At 64.8% G+C, this 873-nt stretch carries 2 protein-coding genes; one reads left to right on the top strand and one right to left on the bottom strand.

Going from position 1 to position 873, the window contains the following annotated elements; all coding sequences use genetic code 11:
• The first annotated feature begins 253 nt into the window (after positions 1–253).
• The gene (locus A2J01_RS35925; protein WP_154606736.1) at positions 254–427 is read left to right on the top strand and encodes a hypothetical protein; all 174 of its coding nucleotides are present in this window, start codon (positions 254–256) and stop codon (positions 425–427) included.
• Positions 428–581: 154 nt separating this feature from the next.
• Here A2J01_RS35925 and A2J01_RS20645 read toward each other — a convergent pair.
• On the bottom strand, positions 582–873 hold a 292-nt coding region (locus A2J01_RS20645), incomplete at its 5' end, for a phosphoenolpyruvate carboxykinase domain-containing protein (protein ID WP_156519338.1).

Here is an 873-nt window from a genome sequence, read left to right as displayed (position 1 = left end):
AGAGCGACCAGTGCCACGATCAGGCCGGCCAGCAGATCCGCGCCGGGTGCGCGCAGCGACGAACTCCATTCGCTCCATCGCGGCAACAGGTCCCGTACGGCCTGGGCAGCGCGGCCGAGCGAGTTCTGCGGGGACGGAGTGGAATTCGGTGCGGGCGTAGCGGTCATAAGGTTCCTCGGTACTGCGAGAAGAAAGTGGAAGCCTGTCTGGTTACTTGCTAATATTAGCAAGTAACCAGATGAAGGGAGCGGTGATGCGTGTAACACCACTGCGCGGACTGCTGAGCGCGCCGTTGCTGCAGTGCCGCGAATGTGCCAGGTTGTGCCGTCGGTCCGCGGTGACGCCGGGCGGAAACGTGTGCCCATGGTGTGGGGAGCGGGCGTTGTCGACGGCTGTCCTGGGCTCCCCGCTGCGCTCGTCGAGTTGACGGCGCTCTGGGTGGGAGATCACCACGTTCGGTCTCACGTCAGAAGATCCCGATCCGGGAGGTTGAGGGGCAACTTGACCGGATCGGGACCTTCGGTGAGGGCCTCCAGCGCGAGAGACTCGACGTGAGATGCGCTGGCAGCCCTGCTCGGGGGTCAGCAGTCGTCGGCGCGGGTGCGCACACGCCGGAAATGCGTGTCGCGGGACGGGGCCTCGTCGGTGAGTTCGTAATCGAATGTCGACAGTCGTTGACGCAAGGCACGCAACTCTTCACGCAGCGCGTCGGGGAGTCTGTTGCCGCCGATCGTGGCGTACCACTGATCGATGAGGGGAAGTTCGGCCGCCCACTCCGCCGGGTCGACCTTCAACGCAGCGGCAATGGTGGGGCGATGAAGGTCGAGTCCGGTCAGATCCAAGGCATCGAGGGTCGGAACGTGACCGATTGGG

It is taken from the genome of Rhodococcus sp. EPR-134 (assembly GCF_001647205.1).
In the GTDB taxonomy this organism is placed as follows: domain Bacteria; phylum Actinomycetota; class Actinomycetes; order Mycobacteriales; family Mycobacteriaceae; genus Rhodococcus_F; species Rhodococcus_F qingshengii.
This window is presented reverse-complemented; position numbering and strand designations above follow the sequence as displayed.